This window comes from Polyangium sorediatum, assembly GCF_029946465.1.
Lineage (GTDB): Bacteria > Myxococcota_A > Polyangia > Polyangiales > Polyangiaceae > Polyangium > Polyangium fumosum.
This window is the reverse complement of sequence record NZ_JARZHI010000120.1, coordinates 1-19,920: the sequence shown is the minus strand read 5'-3', so window position 1 is coordinate 19,920 and position 19,920 is coordinate 1. Positions and strand designations below refer to the sequence as shown.

Genomic DNA, 19,920 nt, shown 5'->3' with positions numbered 1-19,920 from the left:
GAACACGGCGTTTTTCGCCGATGTGGGCCACGACAGCACGAGCATCTATCGCGCACGCGCTCCGGGCTTCGAGCCCGACCAGTTCGTGCCGTCGAGCCGCCGCGGCCGCGGGCCTCGCTCCTCGCGCGCTGGGCACGCCGCGGTAGGTCGGCCGGCGCGCGCGTCGGTCCGCGCAGCCCCGGCGCGCGCTGCGGCCCCGGCGCGGCCTGTGACCCCGGCGCGACCTGTGACCCCGGCGCCGGTGGACCCTCGGGATGTCGAAGCCGAGGCCTTGCGCCGCGCCGATCTGAGCCACCCCGCCGCCGTGCTCACGGTCGTCGCGGCATTGCTCGAACAGCCCTCGACGGCGCCGATCGGATACATGATCCGGGCCCAGCTCTCGCTGGAGCGGGGCAACCCCGAGGCCGCCGTGGAGGACCTGCGGCGAACGTTGTTCCTGCGGCCCGAGCACCGACTCGCACGTTATTGGTACGTCATGGCGCTGCAAAGAGCCCGTCAGGTCACGCAGTCCCTCACGCAGGGACGCGCGCTGGAAGCACTCCTCGTGAATTCCCCGGCCGACGCATTGCTCGAGGACGGCGAGACCACGGCGGGGCAGCTCCTCGACGCCGTACGGTTCGTCAAGGAAGGACTGGTATGAAAGCACGACAGGAAAGCGACGCCGCGCGCGAGGAAATCCTCAAGCGACGCGCGGAGCGCCTGGCCGGGACGGCGAGCGACGACGGACCTCGCCGCATCGCCGCCCGGGTCGCGCTCGTCGGCGCGGGGGCGCAGCGCCTCGGGATCCCGGTCGAGGTGTTACGCGAGATCGTCACGATCCCCGAAATCACCGTGCTGCCGGGCCTTCCGCGCTGGCTGCTCGGCATCACGCACGTCCGCGGGGAGATCATCGGCGTCTTGGATCTCGCGTCGATCCTCGGCGCAGGCGGAGAGCGCGCGAGCGCCATGGCCGTCGTGGAGGGCGCGGGAGGGCCGCTCGGGTTGGCGGTCGAGTCCGTGCTCGGCTTCCGGGACATCCACGAGGACGAGCTGTCGGCGCAGATGAAGGCCGATTCGCATCGTCCCATTCAAGCCATGACCAAGGATCTCGTCGCGATCATCGACGTCGAGCGACTTCCCGTCGCGCAGGGCGAGGGGGAAAGCCCGGATGGGGCGACACGGGCGACCACGGATTGAGGAAAAACATGAACTTGACGATACGCGGCAGGATGCTGGCAGGGTTTCTGGCGGTCACCGTTCTCTCGGGCGTGCTCGGCATCGTGAGCGTCTACGAAGCGAGCAACCTGCGCAACGTCAGCAGGGACCTCGCGGAGGGCACCGTCCCGAGCGTCGATTCGCTCGGGATGTTGAATGCGAATACCTCCGATCTTCGCCTTCTCTACCTCAGCCACATCGACTCGACGAACGAGGGGGAGATGGGGCGCGTCGAGGTCGAGATCAAGACGCTGCAGGACACCATCGACAAGAGGATCCAGGAGTACGACCGCGCCATCACCACCGACGAGGAGCGGAGGCTCCACGACACGTTCGTCAATGCGCATCGGGCGCACCTCGCAGAAGCCGCGCGTCTCGTCGCGAGGAGCCGTAAAAACGAGAACGAGGAAGCCCGAAAGGATTTTTTCGCCGCGGCGAAGACGCATTACGACACCTCGAACATCGCGCTCGACGCGCTGCTCGATTACAACCGGCGTGAGGCGACGACCGCGTCCAATCAGGCGCAGGCCACGTACACCGAAGCGCGGAACATGTTGATCCTCGTCATCGGGTTCGTCCTCGCGGTGGCGGTCACGCTCGCCTTCTGGCTCTCGGGGACGATCGCGGCGCCCATCTCGCGGCTCGTCGAGGTCTTCCGCAAGATGGCGGCGGGCGACACCGCGGGCGCGTCGGAGGAGCTCAAGCAGGTCGACGTCGCCACGGGCAGCGTGCAGGCGAATGACGAGGTCGGCACCCTCGTCGGGGCGGCGCGCGAGATGACCGACGGGCTGCGGGCCGTGACGAAGAGCATGCGCGAGGGCGTCGCCCGGCTCTCCACGAACGCGACGCAGATCAGCGCCACCGCCAAGGAGTACGCCGGGACGGCGTCCGAGCAGGCCTCGGCGGTGACGGAGGTCAGCACGACCGTGGAGGAGATGAAGCAAACGAGCGAGGCCGCCGCGTCGAGCGCGCGCGAGGTCGCGCAGATCTCGGACGAGGCCGCGAAGAACGGCCACCTCGGCCGCGACAGACTCTTCGAGGCGATGGCGATGATGCAGACGATCAACGAGCGCGTCGCCGGCATCGCGTCCCAGATCCTCCAGCTCTCCGAGCAGACCTCGCAGATCGCGACGATCGTCGACGCGGTGAGTGATCTCGCGGAGCAGAGCAACCTCCTCGCGGTCAACGCGAGCATCGAGGCCGCGAAGGCCGGCGAGCAGGGCCGCGGCTTCTCCGTCGTCGCGTCGGAGGTGCGCAGCCTCGCCGAGCAGAGCAAGCGCGCGACCCAGCAGATCCGGGGCATCCTCGCGCAGATCCAGAAGGCGACGCAGAGCGCGGTGATGGCGACCGAGGAGGGCACGAAGCGCTGCGACGACGGGCGCCGCGCCGTCGAGGCGGTGCGCGACATCGTGGAGAACCTGGCCGTGGTGCTGAGCGACAGCTCCGCCCGGGCGCGGCAGATCGCCGGCGCCTCGGCGCAGCAGGCCTCCAGCGTCGCGCAGATCGCCTCGGCCCTCGGCGGCATCTCGAAGGCCGCGCGGGACAACGCCACCGGCGTCCGGCAACTCGAAGGCGCGGTCGTGGACATCGAGCGTTTGACGTTTGACCTCAAAGCAACCAGCGATCGGTTCTAGCCGTGTCGCCCGCGGGAGCCGTGGGCCCGAGCGCGCAAGCGGAGAGGCGGGATGAGCCAGAGCGATAACGACGACATTTGGCCGTTGTTCTGCGACGAAGCGACGGAGGCGCTGGAGGATCTCGCCCGGGTCGTCGAGCGCTTCGCGGCGCCGGAGACGCTGGGCGACGCCTGGGCGCTCGAGCGAGCGCTCCGCATCCTCCACAACATCAAGGGTGCGGCGCGCGTCGCGGGCAGCGAGGGCGTCGAGGTCGTCGCGCACGGCCTCGAAGAGGCGCTCGGCGCCTACCGCCAGGAGGGCGTGCCAGTCGCCGAGGTGGTCACGCGCCTGCGCGACGGGATCGGCCTCATTTCGCGTTTCCTCGGGGGAGACACGCCCCTCGATGCCGCGCGTGTCTTCGCGGTCTCCTCGGAGCCGGTGACGATCTCCGAGCCCACGGTCTCCTCGGATCTCGCCCCCACGAGTGATGCGCTCCAGGCAAAGCAGGGCGTCCCGACGAGCCCCACGAGCGCGCTCACGGTGCGCGTCGAAGCGAGCCGCCTCGACGACTTGATGCATTTTGCCGAGGAGTTCCTGGTCGCGCAGGGGCGCAGGCAAGCGCGCCACACCGAGCTCGAGCAATGCCTCCTCGAGCTCTCGCAGATCGAGCGGGCGGCCTCGGGGGAGCTACGCGCGGCCCTCGGCGAAGTCACCCGCAGGCTGGATGCCCTGGTGGAGGCGAACCGGCAGGACGTGCAGCGCGCCGGGCACCTCGTCCGTGATTGGTCGGCCGCCATCAAGCGCGCCCGGATGCTGCCGCTCGCCGGGGTGGTGGCGCAATGGCGGCGGACGGTGGCAGAGACCGCGCACGCCGTCGGCCGCGAAGCGCGCCTCGTCGCGGACGTGGGGGACATCGAGGTCGACCGGCAGATCCTCGACGGCCTGCGGGATCCGATGATGCACCTCCTGCGCAACGCGGTGGATCACGGCATCGAGCCGCCCGACGTCCGGGAGCGCCAGGGCAAACCGCGCATGGGCACGATCCGCGTGCGCGCCCGAGCGCCCGGGATGATGGTCGAGCTCGAGGTGTCCGACGACGGACGGGGCCTGGATGCGGCTGAAATCGGGCGCCGGGCCGTCGAGCGGGGGCTCTTGTCGTCGGATCGGCTCGCGCGCATGAATGCCACGGAGACCGCCGAGATCGTCTTTTTCGCGGGTTTTTCCACGGCGCCGTCGGTCAGCCATGTGAGTGGCCGAGGCATGGGCCTCGATATCGTCAAGCAGCGGCTCTCGGAGCTCGGGGGCCACGTCCGCATTGCCGAGCCCACGATGGGCGGGGGCACGTTCCGGATGGAGGTGCCGGCGACGGTCGTCTCGACGAAGGCGCTCCTCGTGCGCACGGCGCGCACCGCGTACGCGCTCCCGACGGCCTACGTGGCGCGCGCGTTTCGGGTGGCCTCCTCCGAGGTGCAGGTCGTCGACGGCGTCGCGGCGGTGCCGGACGCCGAGGGCGAGCCGCTGCGGCTGCGGTGGCTCTCGGCGCTGATGCAGGAGCCCCGACAAACCGACGCGGCCAAACTCCTCGTCGTCGCGCTCTCCGACGGCGCGACGCGCCTCGGCGTCGTGGTGGACGAGGTCCTCGGGGAAGTGGAGTCCGTCGCCAAGGGGCTCCCCTGGAACCTCCCGCGCATTCCGGGCATCGCGGGGGCGATGATCCTGGGGAGCGGCACCTTGGCCATCGTCCTCGACGTGCCGCGCCTGCTCGATGTGGCGCGGGGTCGCCAGGGCGAGCGCACGGAGACGGTCCACGCGGCGGAGGCGGTGAAGAAACGACGTATTCTGGTGGTCGATGATTCGCTCACGAGCCGGACGCTGGAGCGGAACATCCTGGATGCCGCGGGATACGAGGTGGACACGGCGAACGACGGCGAGGCCGCCTGGCAAGCGCTGCAAGGGGGCGCTTACGATCTGGTCGTCTCGGACGTCCAGATGCCGCGGCTCAATGGCATGGAGCTGACCCAACGGATTCGCGCGCATCCCAAGCTCAAGAGCTTGCCGGTGATCCTCGTGACCAGCCTGGATCGGCCGATGGATCTCGCGCAAGGGAGCGCTGCGGGGGCCGACGAATACATCATCAAGGGCCGCTTCGATCAGCGCAAGCTGCTCGAGGCCGTGGCGCGCCTGATATGAGGCGGCCCGAACACGCTCATTTCCCGACCTGTTGCTCGAGATCGTCGAGCTCCTTCTTGTAATTGTCCGTGGTGATCTCGCGCGTCGCCTTGTCCTCGTAATCGGCGGGGACGGCGATCGCGGTGTCCGCGACGGGGCTCGCCTGGGAGGCCGCGCTCGCGGGCGTACTCTCCTGGCTCCCCGCGCGGCCCTCGCAGCCGAGGAGGACACACAGACCCATCCAGAGCAGATGCTTCATGAATCGCCTACTTTCGCGCCTGGATGAACTTCGAATACCGCGTGTTTTCTTGTTCCAGGATCTTCTTGGCCCGCTCGGCCGTGGCCGTGTCGCCGGACTGCTCGGCGAGCTTCTGGATCCGCTCGAGCCGCGCGATTCGCTCCGCGTGGTGCTTCATCTCCTGCTGGAGCGCTTCATCCATCGGGCGGCGCTGGAGCGACGCCTCCACCGCGGGGCGCTCCTTGTCGACCTGCGCCTTCCGCCGGGCGGCGCGACCGGGATCGTCTTCCCTCCGCGGCGCGGCCGGCGCGCCCGCATCCGGCGGCCCCGGGCGCAGCGTGTCCCCGGGCTTCCCCTGCGGCTCCCCGGGCGGTTTTCCCTGCGGCTCCCCGGGCTTCTCGGGCTCCCCGGGCCTGCGCGCGGCCCCGCCAGGACCTTCACCGGGCCTGCCGGACCGACCGCCGTGGGGCGCCGCCTCGATCCCCGGCTTCTGCGGCTGCCCTGCCGCGGGCGGAGCCGATTGCGCCCAAGCGCCCGCCGGCACGATTGCCATGAGCGCGGTCCACGTAAAGGCACGTCGTATCTGCCGCATCACTGACCTCCATCCTTGATCCGCTCCAATGCCCAGGCCGCGGAAAACCTGCTCGAACAGGCGCCCTGACCAACGAACACTCTGCCGCCGCGGCGTGAGCCGCTCATGAAGCCGGTCTTTGGGTTTGTTAACGGCGATTTCGCCTACGTTCGGCGGAACGCGTGCCCCCTCATCCCCGCGGATCCGCAATGGCGTCCGCGAGGTCCTCGATCAGCATGTCGATCCTGTCTGCGTGCGTGCGAAAGCAGAGCACGCAGACGCGGAGGACGAAGACCTCTTCTCCAAGCGCCGGATCATGCAAGGTCGTCCCCGTCAACATCAAGCGCTTTCGCTGATTGACGCGGGCGAGCACGCGCCGATTGAACGCGTCGAGCTCCGCCGCATGCATACCCGGCGGCTCGACGCGGAACGCGAACAAGGATAACGCCGGCTCGGCCACGATACGCACGCCGGGCAGCGCCCCTACCCGCGCCGACGCGCTTCGCGCGAGATCGAGCTTCTCGTTCAGCGCATCACGGAAGGCCGACGCGCCGTGGAGCCAGAGCGGCAACCAGATACGAAGACCGCGGGCCGGACGGCTCAGCTCGAGGCCGAGATCGGCGAAGTTCCAGTGGTCTTCGTCCTCCTGCGAAGGCGGCAGATACGCGGCCGTCTCGGCGAAGGCCGAACGCAAGGTCGCGAGCTCCTTCACGAGCACGCAGCCGGTTCCATAAGGCAAAAAGAGCCCCTTGTGTGGATCGAGCGCGATGGAATCCGCCCGCTCGATCCCTGCGAGCGCCGCCCGTCCGCGCTCGGTGAGGAGGAAAAACCCGCCGTACGCTGCGTCCACGTGGAGCCATAGCCCCTCCGCAGCACAGAAATCGGCCAATGCGGCGAGCTCATCCACCGCGCCGACCGGCGTGGAGCCGGCCTGCGCGACGACCAGGAAGGGCCGGTGTCCCGCGGCCCGATCCTCCGCGACGGCCGTGGCGAGCGCGTCGCGCCGCAACCGGAACGATGCGTCCACGGGCAAGACGCGCGTGCTCCGACGCGGAAAACCGGCGACGCGCGCGGCCTTCGAGATCGAGTGATGCCCTCCTTCCGAGGTATAAAGGACGCCTCCTTCGAACGCCTCCCCGAGCTTCGCCTCGCGGGCCGCCACGACGGCGGCGAGGTTTGCAATCGACCCCCCGGAACAAAGCCAGCCTCCCGAGGAAGGACCATATCCCGCGAGGGCGCAGAACCAGCGAATCACGCTGATCTCGAGCTGCACCAATCCGGGCGCAGGCATCCAGAGGCCCGTGTAACGATTGGTGATGTCGGAAATGAGATCCGCGAGCGCCGTGCTCGGCAGGCCGCCCCCGGGGATGTACCCGAGATAGCCCGGCGAAGCCGCATTCAAGCTGACCGGAAGGGCGCGATCGAAGAGCCTCGCCAGCACGCGCCGGAAGGGCACGCCGCGCTCGGGCATCGGCTCGTCGAAAGCACGGGCGACCTTGTGGCTGCCGTCGAGCGAATGAGCAGGCTGGTCCTTCAGCCCATCGAGCCACGGCGCGAGCCGATCCATGCAGGCGGCGACGAGCTCGCGGAGATCGTCGCCTCCGATCTCGAGCGGCGCAGGATGTCTGAAGGGGCGAGGCATGCGCCCCTTCTAACCCGAAACGGCGACGAACGGAGCGCAGATCTCGAAGAAACGAGCGAACGCGCGGACAACCTCGTGCGAATGCTCACCAGCATGCCTCCTGGAGCATCCATGATTCGAGGAGCCCGGGCTGATCGCCGTGCCCCTGATAGTACTCGGCATTCAGGCACGTCACCAGGGCTTGACGTTCGACGAGCGAGAGATCGGTCACGCCCCAAGGCATCGTCTGGTGATTCACCACGTACCAGCTCATCAGCGTCCCGCCCTTGGGTTGCATCCGGATCCCGCTCGGATAATTCAGCTCCCCGCGCCTGTCGCCATCGTGACACGTCGCGCATTGCATGGCTTCTCCGAGCCGCGCGAGCCGCTCCGGTTTGACCTGTCCCGCGGAGCAAGCGGCGAGAAACGCCGGCGTTCGCAGCGGAGACGTGCGGGGCCCCATCGGCGGCCCGTAGGCCGATCGCGTGAATCCGTCGAGATCGATGGCGCCGTAACTCGCCATTCTATTATTGATCGACTTCAACCTCTCGCCGAAGCGCTCTTGGTCGAACTTGAGGGGATGGGGGGTGATGGGAAGGGTGGCCTGCTTGTGGCAGGCGTAGCAGTTCTCGGCGAGGCCGGTTTCCTTCCGTCGCGTGCTGATCTCGATCCGTCCGCCGTCGCGTTTCCGCCAAAAGTCCTTCAGTCGTGCGCGCGGCCTCCTCAGCGCTTCGCCCGTTCCTGCGTCCGTCTTCTGGACGGCCACGACCGAGACGCCCTTGGGCAGCACGCGGGCGGGATCGTGCTGGAGCCCGAACTGGATATGCTGGTCGAAGTCTTTTCGCGGAACGTAGACGAAAAAACGACCGAGCGCGCCCGTACCGTCGGGCGTGGGCAAGTGCTGCGATTCGTAGATGAAAGCGACCCATGCGAAGCGCGGTTCGGAGATCGTCTCATTGATCTGGTCGATGTACCTCAGCGCGCTCGCCAGGGATTCGTCGTCGTTGGCGTCGAGCCACCGGAGAAATTGCTGGTCCTTCAGGGCTTCCGGGAACTCCAGCATCTCGGGGTACGGCATCTCGGAGAAGTACTGCTCGTCTGGCATCGACGCGCCGAGCAGGTGGCCGGACGTCAACTTGTCCCGCGTCACCGCTTCGAAGAAGGTCGAGAAGTTCCGCATGCACTCCTTGGCGGCAGGAACCGCTTCGAGTTGCACGTTGCAGCGACGTAGCTGCGTGCCGATGTCGAGGAGGGTCTCGTCCCGGAGATTGCTGGCAAACAAGGTATCGGTCATCCGCTTGTGCCAATCGCGCCAGCCGGGGAGGTCGGTCGGGCAAGGGGGGACGGCCGCCGGAGGGGCCGCCAAGCATAAAATTCCCCAGGGTAGCCATCGCATCGTCCGGCCCTCCACGTGTCCCGATGGATCCATTGAGGCGGCGCGAGCGCTTCAGGTAGCCCACCACGCGGCCGCGCGTGGGGCCGGTTCGTTCAGGGTTCGCGGAGTCCGATGACCGTGATGCGCCCCGTTTCGCCCGCGCTCACGATCTCCAGCCCTGCATTCCCATCCATGTTCCCGAGCGCCACGGCAGCAGGCGTATCACCCAGCGGAAGCTCCCAGTGCTTCGGCGGGCTGCCAGGGGCCCCCAGGAGAATCACGGAGAGCGTCTTGTCCTCTGCGTTGGCCGTGACCAGATCGGGAAAACCGTCCCGATCGACATCGCCGACGGCCAGCGACACCGGGCCACGACCGGTCGCATGACGGGTGACCTCGCCGAGCTTGCCGTCTCCTTCGCCGCGCAGCACGGCGATCTCATTCTCGTAGGACGGAATCAGGGCCACGTCGAGGCGCCCGTCGCGATTGGCGTCGAGCAATTCGAGGTCCTTCCAATACTTCCAGGGGACGGGATGCCTCAGCGGCGGCGCGGCGAGTCGCCCGGTTCCGTCATTGAGAAAAACGGCCACGCTCCACACCGCGACCCCCTCGTCCGGCGCCTCGTACATTTCGGCCACGATATCGACCGCGCCGTCGCCGTTCATGTCCCCCGCGGCGAGGTTCCTGAGGGTGTATTCGCCCCGGTGCTCGACGGGTGGCGCAAAGGTGCCATCCCCGCGGCCAAACAGGAGCACGAGCGGAGCGTCCCCCTCCACGGAGCTGCTTCCCACGGCGATGTCCCGATGCCCGTCCGCGTTCCAATCTCCCACTTCGACCCCGTTCACCTTTTCGTTGGGTGCGACGAGTTGCGGCGCCCCGAAGCCCTCCTCTCCCTGACCGAGCAACACGTCGAGCGACCGCATCCCATCCGCGCCACGGGTCATCACGGTGAGGTCGAGGTGCTGATCCTCATTGAAATCTGCGATCCGCAGGCCCATGCCGCTGTTGTCGGAGATCCGGTACGACCGCGGCTGCGACAAGGCACCCGAGCCTCGGTTCAGCAGCACACTGACCCCATAGAGCAGCGGGTTCCCCCCGTGGGCGAGCACCACGTCGACCTCCCCGTCTCCGTCGATGTCTCCGAGCTGCATTCCACTCACCGACAGTGGCTCGGGGGAAATCGTATAGATGGGAACGATGGCGAACGAGAACGCGAGAAGGGAGGCATGCATGGCACGAATCCTTTGGGGTCCGAGGTGATCCGCCCGTTTCCGTATCAAAGACCGCTCAGGGCGCGAACGCCGTGACAAACATCTCGATCGGTCCCTCGAAGTCATGGGAAACCGTAGGCTCCACGCGCGAGCCCACGAGCGCAATCCTGCCCCGGCAATTCACCGCAAGATCACGCACGGCCTCCGACGGGGTGCCGCCGACACGCTTGGACCAGCGTACCTCCCCCCTCCGGTCGAGCTTCACGAGATAGGCGTCCGTGCCGCCCGCGCTCGCCAGCGTATCGCCGAAGCCTTCGAGCGTACCCTCGAATTCCCCGGCGAGGACCACGTTGCCGGCGCCGTCGGCCTCGATTCGTCGAGGCACGCCGAGGCGATGGCGCAAGGGACGGCCGGCGGGATCGAGCACCACCACGAAGGGCTCGAAGCCATTCCGGGGGACGATGGGGCCGGCGCCGAGATCGATGATCCGCTCGAATCCCCCCGTGAGCCAGGTATTTCCAGATGCATCGACGGCCACTTCGTGCCCCTCGTCGAATTCAGGTCCCCCGAACCGACGGATCCAGCGCGGCTGCCCGCGCGCATCGAAGCGCGCCGCGAAGGCGTCCGTGGCCCCTGCGCCCGCGCCTTCGATCCCGTCGAGCGAGAGCACGGAACGCATCGACCCCGCGAGGACGACGTCGCCGTCCGGCGCGGCCGCGACGTCCCTCAAGTCATTGTCGCTCGATCCCGAGATCGGCCGAGCAAACACGGTGTTCCCCGCGCGGTCGATCTTCGCGAGAAACCCTTGGCCGTACACGTCCAGCCGACCGAGGCCCAGGTCGAGCTCTCGGCCCTCGTAATGCCCGACGAGGAGAAGGGAGCCTTCCCGGTCCACCGCCGCCGCGTTCACGATCTGGTAGTCGCCGCCGCCATAGGTGCGGGAGAAACGCTGGTTTCCTGCGGAGTCCAGCGCCATCACATCAAACCCACTCCCCCAGAGCCCATGGCTGCCCACGAGCCAGATACCTCCCGCTTCGTCCACCACGAGGGCGGCGAATCGCTCGTCTTCTGGGCTGCCAAAACGCGCGCTCCAGACGGTCTCGCCCGCAGGATCGAGCTTGGCGACGAACAGATCGTGGCCGCCGGCCGCGACGAGGGGGCCACGACCTAGATCGACGGCATTGCGGAAGGCGCCCGCCACAATCGTGTGGCCCGCCCCGTCCACCCCCACGCCGAGCCCGATGTCGCGCAGGTTCGTATCCACGACGAAGCTGCGAGAAAACATCTCCGCGCCCGTGGCCGGCGCATCCTCAGGACAAACGACCGAGGTCACGAGGGCCTCCGCCGTCCCAGGCTCGCCCTCCGAACAGCTTCCCAGGGAGACAGCGGCACATCCGAGGATCAAGGCGGGTGCAAAGCGCTGCATGGCATCCTCCGTCACGGCGAGAGCTTGGCGAGGAATGCGTCGGACGGCTCGTGACCGACGAGCGGTCCGCCCCCGAAATCGAGCGTGCCCCGGAAGCTGCCGATCACGAGGGTATTGCCTTGCGGATCCACGGCGAGGCTGCTCGCCGCCTGGAACTCGTCGTCACCATACCCGTGGCGCCAGAGGGTCGTGCCGTCCGACGCGAGCTTCGCGAGAAACACGTCGTCGCCCGAGGCTTCGAGTGGTGCGTCCCCGAGGTGCAACGTGCCCTGGAAGCCGCCCCCGAGCCGCACCTCCCCGCTCGCATCGACGGCGAGCAAGGGGCTATAGGCCGAGCCCCGGAAGCCACGCGCGAAGAGGGTGCGCCCCTGAGGATCGAGCTTCGCGAGATAAAGGGAGGCCTCGGTCGCCGACAGGGCGGCGTCACGGAAGCCGAGGTCGCCACGAAATACCCCGGTCACGAACACGTTTCCTTCGCCGTCGAGGGCGAGGTCCGGCGCCGTGTCGTGCCGCGGTCCGCCCCAACGAAGGCCCTGAAGGAGCGTGCCCGCTTCGGTGAATTTTGCGACGAACACGTCCGTATCCCCGGCGCTCTCCAGCCGGACGTCGCCGAGATCGATGGTATCGTAAAACGAGCCCGTGATCACCACGTGCCCCTCCCGGTCCACGGCGACAGCGCGCACGTATTGCGGGTTCATGCCGGGAAAACCCTTGCTCCAGGTGATGTTTCCCTGCGGATCGAGGCGGACGAGAAAGACGTTCCCCGCGCCGGACAGCGCGTTCGCCCCAAGCACCATGGTACCGCTGAAAACGCCGGCAAGGACGACATTGCCCTTGTGATCGACGGCGAGGCTCGTCACCGAGGCCCGCAGCGTGGCCGAAAAGGTGCGCGCCCACGCGGCCTTTCCTTCGGACGTGAGCGCGAGGACGAACGCGTCGCCGCTGGAGCCAACGGGGCCCGCGCCGAAATCGGTCGTGCCGAGCAACCTGCCGCCGACGAAGACGTGGCCTCCGGCGCCCACGGCCATGCTCTTGGGGCCCTCGAGCAGCGCATGGTCGAAGCGCACGCCGAACCGGGTTCGCCCCTGCGAATCGAGGCCGGCGACGAAGAGCCGCCCCTCGCCCGTGGGCGATACGATGGGCCCAAGGCCAAGATCGAGGGCCCCTCCTGCATCCCCGGCGATCACGATCTCGTCCGCGCGCCCTACGGCCACCGCGTTACCGTGCGTGTATGCAGTGGGATCCCCGAAGGCGCGGGCCCAGACGACCTCGCCGCGCCCCGCGGACGGTGGGAGGTCATTGCTGTGGAGCTCCATTCCGGTGCCGAGGACACCTTCCCCGCAGCCGGCGCCCCCCAGCGCCCCCGCAGCAAACGTCAGGATGCGCAGTCCCCCCCGCATGCTCCTGTCCCCCCCATGCCCACGGCGGCGCGGGCACGAGGACCATTGCAAGGTTTGCGCCCTCCCCCACGCCCCCCTCGCACGGGGCTCGTGTACGCCTCGTCTTTCGCGTCGTTGCGGTTCCCCTGGGAAGAAAGATTCGGCGCGGAATCCGTGATTCGAACGCCCGGCTTTGTCTTGACGGTGTTCACCGGACGGGTACTCTCGTGCGTCTCGTTCGATCCCGCCCTCCGCTGAACAAAGTTCACCCCGAACCTGAGCATGCAAGCCCCCGGCCCCCATCTGCTCCAGTTCCTCAACGGCGTTCGCACCCTCGGATTCCTCGATTTCGTGGGGAAGCAGTGGCGCGAGCACGGGGACGTGTTCCAGGTGCGTATCGGTCGGCGCACGCTGGTCTTCGCGATGCACCCCGACGTGGTGGAGCGCGTCAGCGTCAGCCATCGGCAGAACTACGAGAAACTCGGCAGCTACGACTCGGTGCGAAAGTACCTGATCGGCAATGGCATCGTCGCGAGCAACGGAGAGCTCTGGCGTCGGCAGCGCAAGTTGATGGCGCCTTTCTACACACCCAAGGGCGTGCAGGCGTACGCGGAGTTGATGATTCGCGACGGCGCGCGCCTCGTGGAGCGCTGGGAGGCGCTCGCCAGCAAGGGCACCGAGGTGGAGATCGCCGAGGAGATGACCAACGTCACCGCCTCCATCATTCTGAAGGCGATGTTCAGCACCGAGACGATGGAGTCGATCCACCAGATGAAGGACGCGGTGGAGACGATGCTCTCCTTCGTCAACGACCAGATGGCGGGCCCGACGCTCCCCATGTGGCTTCCCACCTCGAAGAATCGCAAGTACCTCGCGGCGCGGGAGATGGTGCATCGCTCGATCCGCGCGCTCATCGCGGAGCGACGCGGCACCGACGAGGCGCAATGGCCCGACGACCTCCTTTCGCGGCTGATGAAGGCGCGCGACGACGAGACCGGCCAGGCGATGTCGGAGAGCTTGCTGCGCGATGAGTCGATTACTACGTTCTTCGCGGGCCACGAGACCACCGCGCGCACCATGACGTTTGCTTGGTACGCGCTCGCGACGAACCCGAAGGTGACCGAACGCCTGCACGAGGAGCTCGATCGCGTGCTCGGCGGGCGGACGCCGACCACGAATGAGCTGCGGCAGCTCCCGTACACGCTGCAGGTCATCAAGGAGGTGCTGCGGCTCTACCCGGCGGCGCCATTTTACGCGCGTGACGTGGTCACCGCCGACCAATTCGGCGACTTCGACGTGCCCGTGGGCGCGACGGTGATGCTGTCGCCGTACTTCACGCACCGGCATCCGCAGTTCTGGGAAAACCCCGAGGGATTCGACCCCGATCGCTGGACACGCGAGCGAGAGGACGCGCGTCATGGCCATGCGTACCACCCGTTCGCCGCCGGTCAGCGTATCTGCATCGGGAACAACTTCTCGCTGCTCGAAAGCCACCTGCTCCTGGCGATGCTCGCGCAGCGGTTCACGCCTCGATTGCGCGCCGGCTTCGCGCCCCGCTGGTCGATGCAGGGCACGCTCGGCATCACGAACGGGCTGCCGATGGTGATCATGCCGCGCTGAAATCGGCCGCCCACGCACGCGTGCTCCCGTCGCGACGGCATGGTTGCCGCAATGCGTTGGCGCATCGGCTCGTGTCGACGTCCCTCGTTGGCCTGCGTCATCCCCCACGTGCAGAGCGCGCCAAGGCGTGACAAACGGACGGGTTCTGCCTTATAGGGGAGCATGCCGAAAATTCTGCCTACACTCGTCGCCGCCGACCATGAACACAACGGCGCTCGTGTCACGCCGGACCGCACCCTGCTTGATCCGGTCTGTGGGTTCTGCGGGCGAGGCATCAACCCCGTTCGTGTCGTCGAGGGCTCGTTCTTCGCGGAACACCTGCCCCTGCTCGATCCGATGTGCCGCTCTGCGAACGGACTCACGAGGTACGATGTCGAGGCAGTCGACAAGATGACCGGCCGCCTCGCGGCGTTTCTCGAACAGGCCCAGCCCGGGACGCTCTGGCAGGCGGACACGGTGCAGACGAGCCGCAAACCGAAGCAGGTTCGAACAGAGCCCGAGCCCTTCGGCCCCCTTCACCACGCCAAGGCCGAAACTGAGGTATTCGCGAAGGTGCTCGAGGCGAAGGAGCGCTGGCTCGACGCCGTCGCCGCCCTTCTTCGAGGGGAGGACGAACGGCTCGCCGTCGCCGCGGTGAAGCACCTGTCCTTGCGTCGACCCTACCCGCCGGCGTGGACGTTCAATCCCGCCGTGCCCGTGCCGGAGGAAGCCATCGCCGCGTACGAGGCCTTCCGCGCGGGCAAAGCCGAACGTTATCAGGCCGCCGACGCGGCCGGAGAAGCGGGGCAGTTCTCGCTCCTGCTCGAGGCGTGGACCGACCGGCGTGCGAGCGTCGCCGATGAAGCCGTGAGGCAACTATGGGACGCGATCACCGGGAATGGAGGCCTGAACGAGAGTCTTCGCGGCCTGCCGAGCGAAATATTGACGCAAGCGATCGAGCAGCTCGATCGTGAAATCGCGTCGCTCGAGGCGGGCACCGTCACAACGACGAAGCTCGATTGGCGCAAGACCCTTTTGCCTCGGCACCAAAAACTGGCCGACGGCTTCCGCGCGCTCCTGGCAACCAAGAAGCCCGCGGCCAAGAAGGCGCCTGCAAAGAAGGCGGTCGCAAAGAAGGCGCCCGCGAAGAAAGCGCCCGCGAAGAAAGCGCCTGCAAAGAAGGCTCCTGCGATATCCAAGACGCGCTGATTGCCGGGCGTTCAGGCGGCGTGTCGCAACCCACGCGCACGGCGATCTGCGGCACGCAGGGATGGCTGTGCCCGCCCTTTTTCCATAACGAATGACGCGGCTCTACATCTCGCAGCCCATGCGCCGAGCCGTTCAAGAGACCTGGGTCACCGCGCCTTCTCGGCGTCCGCGAGGGCCTTCCAGGCGGGCTCGGCCGCGCCCACCGCCGCGCGCGTCCCGGAGCGCACGATGGGCGTGCGCAGCAGCAGCGGATCCTCCAAGAGCAGCTCGGCCAGGCGTGCCTCGGTCGGGGCGCTGTACTGGAGCCCGCGCTCCTTCACGCGTGGGCTCTCCGCATCGTAGAGCGCGCGCATGCCGCCCACAGCGCGCGCGACGCTGGCGAGCTCTCCCTTGGAGAGGCCCTTTTCGCGCAGGTCGACGCTCTGCACCTTGATGCCGCGCTCGGCGAAGAACCGCTGCGCGGCACGTGTCGCTTTGCATTTGGTCGTACCGAAAATCTGGATCACAGCAGGGCCATCTTCGGTCGGGTAGGCCGGGGAGGCAACCCCTTCCCGAAGTCCCCTCCCTCCGACATCGAAGTCCCCTCCCTCCGACATCGAAGCCGCCGAGCCCGTGATCGGAGTCCCCTCCCTCCGACATCGAAGCCGCCGAGCCCGTGATCGGAGTCCCCTCCCTCCGACATCGAAGCCGCCGAGCCCGTGATCGAAGTCCCCTCCCTCCGACATCGAAGCCGCCGAGCCCGTGATCGAAGTCCCCTCCCTCTGACATCGAAGCCGCCGAGCCCGTGATCGAAGTCCCCTCCCTCCGATATCGAAGGCTGCCACGGCCGTCCTTCATGCGACCAGGGGCCGCAGCGCCGCCAGCGCGGGCGTGGGGCCCGGGGCCGCCGTGATCATCGCGTCGAGCAGCGCCCGTGGCTCGACCAGGCCGGCGGCGCCGGACTTGCGGATCGCCGGTACGCGGCAGGCGGTCCAGATGAAGCTCGCCAGCACCGGCACCGGCAGGCGGCTCATCACCTCCATCGGCGCCGGCGTGATGCTGTTTCCGAGCCGGCGCACCAGGCGAAGGCCCTCGTCCATCGCGCGCGCCAGCGTCTGCGCTTCACGCCACGACACGCCCGCGCCGCGCGTATGCGCCTGCGCGATCGCAATCATCATCGGCATGACCATGGCGGCGTGGGTGCGCAGCCAGCTCTCCATGTCCGGGTGCACCACGCTGGGGATGCCCGCGGCGGAGAATACCTCGGCCCAGGCGGCGTCGGTCACGGTCGTGCTCATCGGTCGACGGACGATCTCCGTCGTCAGCACGCCGTCGGCGATGACAGCGAGGATCGCCGGAAAGCCAAACGCGAACCGCGAGGCGCCCACGGCGTCGCGCAGGCGGTCGAGCGGCTCGAAGGTGTTGAACATGAACATGATCGTGCGCGCCGCGCTCGCAGCCAGCGCCGGCAACACCCCATCCACCTGCGGGGCGAGCACCGTCACCAGCACGAGATCCCACGCGATCGTCGGGTCGAGCGCTGTGCTGACGCCGACGGCCGCGCGCTCGCCCGAGGCGGTCACGATCGCCAGCTCGCGCTGCAATTGCTCGAGCCGCTTGCCGCGGGCGACCACCGTCACCGCATGCCCGGCGCGCGCGAGCTGAAACGCAAAGGTGCTCCCAATGCCTCCGGGCCCGATGATTGCGATTTGCATTCCATGCGGCGTACCACGCGCCGGATCCATCGACAAGCCGCGCCGCTCGTCGCGGGGCGAGGTCGTGGCCTTCGAGCAGGCGTGGTGCACGCGCGCAAAATGAGCAGTGGCATCGTCGCGACACACGCCCCTATCGCACCGCTTTGACCAGCAGGTTTCCGACGCCAGGGACGCTGAATGTGTTCGCGAAGACCGGCATCGTAGCTGTCAGAATGCGTCGCAGCAGACAGAACCGGGCTTGGTCGTTTTTGGGGGCCGCCGCGCTCCTGGGGATCATGGTTTCCAGCCGCGCGGCGTTTGCCGCAGAGATGGGGGAGAGCGGCGGCGTGCTGGCCGCGTTCGGCCCGGAGGGGATGCGGTTGGCTCCCCGGAACCAGGGCCCGGCCCGCGGGATGACGCTCCTCCGCGCTGGATGCGCAGGCCATCCGCGGCCCGTGGGGCCCGCCCTCGTGCAGGCTACGAGGGGACACGTGGCGTACGTCCGGCACGACGTGCCGCTCGTGGAATGGTACGAGCAGAGGCCCGAAGGGATCGAGCAGGGTTTCACGCTGGCCACGCCGCTGTGCGAAAAGGGAGGCTTCGAGTTGTCCCTCGAGCTCTCCGGGATGGAGGCCACGCCCGGCGCGAACGCCGGGGATCTCGCGCTGCGCGACGCGAGCGGGGGGTTTTCGCTCCGCTACGGCGAGCTTTCGGCCTTCGACGCGCTCGGCCGCGTGCTGCCCTCGCGGATGGTGGTGGAGGGCGGGCGCGTGATATCGCTCCGGGTCGACGACGCCGCCGCGGTGTATCCCGTGACGGTAGACCCGCTGATGGTGCTGAACGAGCGAAGGTCGTACATCCTCAAGAGCACCTTGGGCGATAACTCCATCTACTACCGCGATGGATATGGAATCGCCCTCGAAGATGGCTTCCTGGCCGTCGGTTTTTTTGGCCCCGACCCCATGTTCTATCCCTCGGGCACGCGCGTCTTCCCGAACTGGCAAACCCTCAACAAAATAGGGAGCCACGGCCCCGGCATTCCGCTCAGCCCTTACCCTCACGGAGCCCTGGCCATCGGCGGGGGGAGCTTGTTCATCGCGCCCTTCAATGCCAATGCCCCGATCGAGGTGTACGAGTCGCAGCCGAACGGCACCTTCAACCATACGCAGATCGCCCTTCCGGGCAGCAAAATCGCCGCCTCGGGGACGACCCTGGCCGCGCTGAGCTCGGGATCGCTCCACGTCCACGTGCACGGCGCAGGGGGCTGGACGCAGGAATCGGTGATACCGCCGCCCGCCGACGGATGGCAACACCCCCTGGCCGTCTCCGGCGACCGGATCGCGCTCTTCAGCGGCAACAGCGTGGTCGTGCTTTTGCGCAGCAATGGGCTCTGGAGCACGGAGGCCACCTTGCCTTTCCCGGCCGCTGGCACCCCGAAGAGTTTGGCGATCTCCGGCGAGACGCTCGTGCTCGGCATCCCGGACGCCGACGTCGCAGGGGCGGGCGCAGGGGCGATCCAGGTCCATGTCATGAGCGGGGGCGCATGGGTCCCGCACGCCACGCTCACGGCGAGCGACGCAGCGGCCGGGGACCAACTTGGCGCCGCGGTGGACATCGACGCGGACACGGTCGTGGCCGGTGCGCCCGGCAAGGAAAGCGGCTGGGGGATGCTCTACGCCTTTGGCAGGACCGGCAATCTCTGGTTCCAGCACGGCTCGTTCCGGCCGAGCAACGTCACCATGTACGACTCCCCAGGGAAGTTCGGCAGCAGCGTGGTCATCTCGGGCGACATCGTGGCCGCCACCGCGCCCTTGAAGCATGGTCACCTCATCGTCGACGAGTATATCGGCGAGACGTGCGCGTTCCGGATGGACGTGTCGTGCAAAGGCCCGGCGGACTGCCCGAGCGGCTTCTGCGTGGACGGGGTCTGCTGCGACACGGCATGCGGCGGAGGGGACCCGAGCGATTGCCTCGCGTGCAGCACGGCCTTCGGCGCACCGGCGAACGGGACATGCGTCACGATCCCCACGGGCGGCATCTGCCGGGCAGCCGTGGGCGTATGTGACGTGGCCGAGACGTGCAACGCCGGGGTATGCCCGCCGGACGTGGCAGGCCCGGCAGGGGTTCTCTGCCGGAAGAAGCAAGGCGATTGCGACGCGGAGGAGCTCTGCGACGGGGCGAGCACGAGTTGTCCGCCCGACCAGACGCAGCCCCCAGGCACGGTCTGTCGCGCCGCGGCGCACGCCTGTGACGCGGCCGAGACGTGCAATGGTGGCACGACCTGCCCCCTCGACAAGGTGGCGCCCCCCGGGACGATCTGCCGTCCCGAGGTGGGCGCCTGCGATGTGGCCGAGGTATGCATCGGCGCGACGTGTCCCGCGGACGTTTTCCTCCCCGTTTCGACCGTCTGTCGTACGGAGAATGGCCCCTGTGACACGGCCGAATCTTGCACCGGCGCGAGCGGCGAATGCCCGGCGGACGGATTCGCGCCCGATGGATCGGATTGTTCCGCTGGATTGTGCATGGCCGGCCTTTGCATGAGCGAGGGCGGCGCGGGTGGCAGCGGCAGCGGCGGCAGCGGCGGCAGCGGCGGCAGCGGCGGCAGCGGCGGCAGCGGCGGCAGCGGCGGCAGCGGCGGCGGCGGC

The 19,920-nt window shown here is 68.2% G+C and carries 14 protein-coding genes and 2 pseudogenes; 7 read left to right on the top strand and 9 right to left on the bottom strand.

Annotated elements, in window-relative coordinates; genetic code table 11:
* From QHF89_RS48045 to QHF89_RS48030, 4 genes and pseudogenes are all read left to right on the top strand, one after another.
* Positions 1–640: pseudogene (locus QHF89_RS48045) on the top strand (hypothetical protein); the annotation flags it as partial.
* Entirely contained in the window at positions 637–1,176 is a 540-nt protein-coding gene (locus QHF89_RS48040) for a chemotaxis protein CheW (RefSeq protein WP_136970376.1), read from the top strand. The pseudogene QHF89_RS48045 and the gene QHF89_RS48040, both read left to right, overlap by 4 nt.
* 8 nt (positions 1,177–1,184) lie before the next feature.
* Positions 1,185–2,828, top strand: coding sequence for a methyl-accepting chemotaxis protein (locus QHF89_RS48035; RefSeq protein ID WP_136970377.1), 1,644 nt, complete (start codon positions 1,185–1,187; stop codon positions 2,826–2,828).
* A gap of 51 nt (positions 2,829–2,879) precedes the next feature.
* On the top strand, positions 2,880–4,997 hold the full coding sequence (locus QHF89_RS48030; protein ID WP_136970378.1) for a hybrid sensor histidine kinase/response regulator: 2,118 nt from the start codon (positions 2,880–2,882) through the stop codon (positions 4,995–4,997).
* A 16-nt stretch (positions 4,998–5,013) separates the two neighbouring features.
* Here QHF89_RS48030 and QHF89_RS48025 read toward each other — a convergent pair whose 3' ends face one another.
* The 7 genes from QHF89_RS48025 to QHF89_RS47995 form a co-directional block, all read right to left on the bottom strand.
* A complete protein-coding gene (locus QHF89_RS48025) occupies positions 5,014–5,235 on the bottom strand; it encodes a hypothetical protein (protein WP_136970379.1) in 222 nt (73 codons plus the stop codon).
* A gap of 7 nt (positions 5,236–5,242) precedes the next feature.
* Positions 5,243–5,806: a hypothetical protein gene (locus tag QHF89_RS48020; protein ID WP_136970380.1), complete on the bottom strand. Its 564-nt coding sequence runs from the start codon at positions 5,804–5,806 to the stop codon at positions 5,243–5,245.
* Between the two features lie 169 nt (positions 5,807–5,975).
* A complete protein-coding gene (locus QHF89_RS48015) occupies positions 5,976–7,427 on the bottom strand; it encodes a pyridoxal phosphate-dependent decarboxylase family protein (RefSeq protein WP_136970381.1) in 1,452 nt (483 codons plus the stop codon).
* A gap of 85 nt (positions 7,428–7,512) precedes the next feature.
* On the bottom strand, positions 7,513–8,700 hold the full coding sequence (locus tag QHF89_RS48010; RefSeq protein ID WP_136970382.1) for a hypothetical protein: 1,188 nt from the start codon (positions 8,698–8,700) through the stop codon (positions 7,513–7,515).
* A 194-nt stretch (positions 8,701–8,894) separates the two neighbouring features.
* Positions 8,895–10,010, bottom strand: coding sequence for an FG-GAP repeat domain-containing protein (locus tag QHF89_RS48005; protein ID WP_284721930.1), 1,116 nt, complete (start codon positions 10,008–10,010; stop codon positions 8,895–8,897).
* 55 nt (positions 10,011–10,065) lie between these two features.
* On the bottom strand, positions 10,066–11,415 hold the full coding sequence (locus QHF89_RS48000; RefSeq protein WP_136970384.1) for a ligand-binding sensor domain-containing protein: 1,350 nt from the start codon (positions 11,413–11,415) through the stop codon (positions 10,066–10,068).
* A gap of 11 nt (positions 11,416–11,426) precedes the next feature.
* The gene (locus QHF89_RS47995) at positions 11,427–12,815 is read right to left on the bottom strand and encodes an NHL repeat-containing protein (RefSeq protein ID WP_136970385.1); all 1,389 of its coding nucleotides are present in this window, start codon (positions 12,813–12,815) and stop codon (positions 11,427–11,429) included.
* Positions 12,816–13,076: 261 nt separating this feature from the next.
* Between QHF89_RS47995 and QHF89_RS47990 the strand changes: the two genes are divergently transcribed.
* The gene (locus QHF89_RS47990; protein WP_136970386.1) at positions 13,077–14,414 is read left to right on the top strand and encodes a cytochrome P450; all 1,338 of its coding nucleotides are present in this window, start codon (positions 13,077–13,079) and stop codon (positions 14,412–14,414) included.
* 162 nt (positions 14,415–14,576) lie between these two features.
* Positions 14,577–15,602 (top strand): hypothetical protein, encoded by a 1,026-nt coding sequence (locus tag QHF89_RS47985; protein ID WP_136970387.1) that lies wholly within the window; start codon positions 14,577–14,579, stop codon positions 15,600–15,602.
* Positions 15,603–15,748: 146 nt separating this feature from the next.
* Here QHF89_RS47985 and QHF89_RS47980 read toward each other — a convergent pair whose 3' ends face one another.
* Both QHF89_RS47980 and QHF89_RS47975 read right to left on the bottom strand, forming a co-directional pair.
* Positions 15,749–16,108: an arsenate reductase family protein gene (locus QHF89_RS47980; protein ID WP_136935771.1), complete on the bottom strand. Its 360-nt coding sequence runs from the start codon at positions 16,106–16,108 to the stop codon at positions 15,749–15,751.
* A gap of 327 nt (positions 16,109–16,435) precedes the next feature.
* Positions 16,436–17,326, bottom strand: coding sequence for a ketopantoate reductase family protein (locus QHF89_RS47975; RefSeq protein WP_284721929.1), 891 nt, complete (start codon positions 17,324–17,326; stop codon positions 16,436–16,438).
* 440 nt (positions 17,327–17,766) lie between these two features.
* Here QHF89_RS47975 and QHF89_RS47970 point away from each other — a divergent pair.
* A pseudogene (locus QHF89_RS47970) lies at positions 17,767–19,920 on the top strand (hypothetical protein); the annotation flags it as partial.

Excerpts from the sequence above, each read along its gene's own strand:
- QHF89_RS48040 (WP_136970376.1), top strand. The coding sequence starts at position 637 with ATGAAAGCACGACAGGAAAGCGACGCCGCGCGCGAGGAAATCCTCAAG.
- QHF89_RS48035 (WP_136970377.1), top strand. The coding sequence starts at position 1,185 with ATGAACTTGACGATACGCGGCAGGATGCTGGCAGGGTTTCTGGCGGTC.
- QHF89_RS48030 (WP_136970378.1), top strand. The coding sequence starts at position 2,880 with ATGAGCCAGAGCGATAACGACGACATTTGGCCGTTGTTCTGCGACGAA.
- QHF89_RS48025 (WP_136970379.1), bottom strand. The coding sequence starts at position 5,235 with ATGAAGCATCTGCTCTGGATGGGTCTGTGTGTCCTCCTCGGCTGCGAG.
- QHF89_RS48020 (WP_136970380.1), bottom strand. The coding sequence starts at position 5,806 with ATGCGGCAGATACGACGTGCCTTTACGTGGACCGCGCTCATGGCAATC.
- QHF89_RS48015 (WP_136970381.1), bottom strand. The coding sequence starts at position 7,427 with ATGCCTCGCCCCTTCAGACATCCTGCGCCGCTCGAGATCGGAGGCGAC.
- QHF89_RS48010 (WP_136970382.1), bottom strand. The coding sequence starts at position 8,700 with ATGACCGATACCTTGTTTGCCAGCAATCTCCGGGACGAGACCCTCCTC.
- QHF89_RS48005 (WP_284721930.1), bottom strand. The coding sequence starts at position 10,010 with ATGCATGCCTCCCTTCTCGCGTTCTCGTTCGCCATCGTTCCCATCTAT.
- QHF89_RS48000 (WP_136970384.1), bottom strand. The coding sequence starts at position 11,415 with ATGCAGCGCTTTGCACCCGCCTTGATCCTCGGATGTGCCGCTGTCTCC.
- QHF89_RS47995 (WP_136970385.1), bottom strand. The coding sequence starts at position 12,815 with ATGCGGGGGGGACTGCGCATCCTGACGTTTGCTGCGGGGGCGCTGGGG.
- QHF89_RS47990 (WP_136970386.1), top strand. The coding sequence starts at position 13,077 with ATGCAAGCCCCCGGCCCCCATCTGCTCCAGTTCCTCAACGGCGTTCGC.
- QHF89_RS47985 (WP_136970387.1), top strand. The coding sequence starts at position 14,577 with ATGCCGAAAATTCTGCCTACACTCGTCGCCGCCGACCATGAACACAAC.
- QHF89_RS47975 (WP_284721929.1), bottom strand. The coding sequence starts at position 17,326 with ATGGATCCGGCGCGTGGTACGCCGCATGGAATGCAAATCGCAATCATC.